General features: G+C 71.0%; 1 protein-coding gene. It reads left to right on the forward strand.

Annotated elements, in window-relative coordinates; genetic code table 11:
* On the forward strand, positions 1-272 hold a 272-nt coding region (locus tag CRD60_RS08525; protein ID WP_113860807.1), incomplete at both ends, for a type III pantothenate kinase.

The raw sequence follows: 272 nt of genomic DNA on the forward strand, positions 1-272 counted from the left end.
CCTCCTACCGGGTCTCCACCCGGGCGGAGCGGACGGCGGACGAATACGGGATGATCCTGTCCGGCTTCCTGCGCCTGGCCGGGTTCGCGGCGGCCGACGCGGAGGGCGTCATCATCGCCTCGGTCGTGCCCAAGGCCATGCACTCCTTCCGGGCGGCGGTGTTCCGCTTCCTGTCGGTGGAGCCGATGGTGGTGGGACCTGGGGTCCGGACCGGCGTCGACATCCGCCTGGACGATCCCCGCTCCCTGGGTGCTGACTGCCTGGCTGATTGC

The organism is Bifidobacterium aemilianum (assembly GCF_003315635.1).
Lineage (GTDB): Bacteria > Actinomycetota > Actinomycetes > Actinomycetales > Bifidobacteriaceae > Bifidobacterium > Bifidobacterium aemilianum.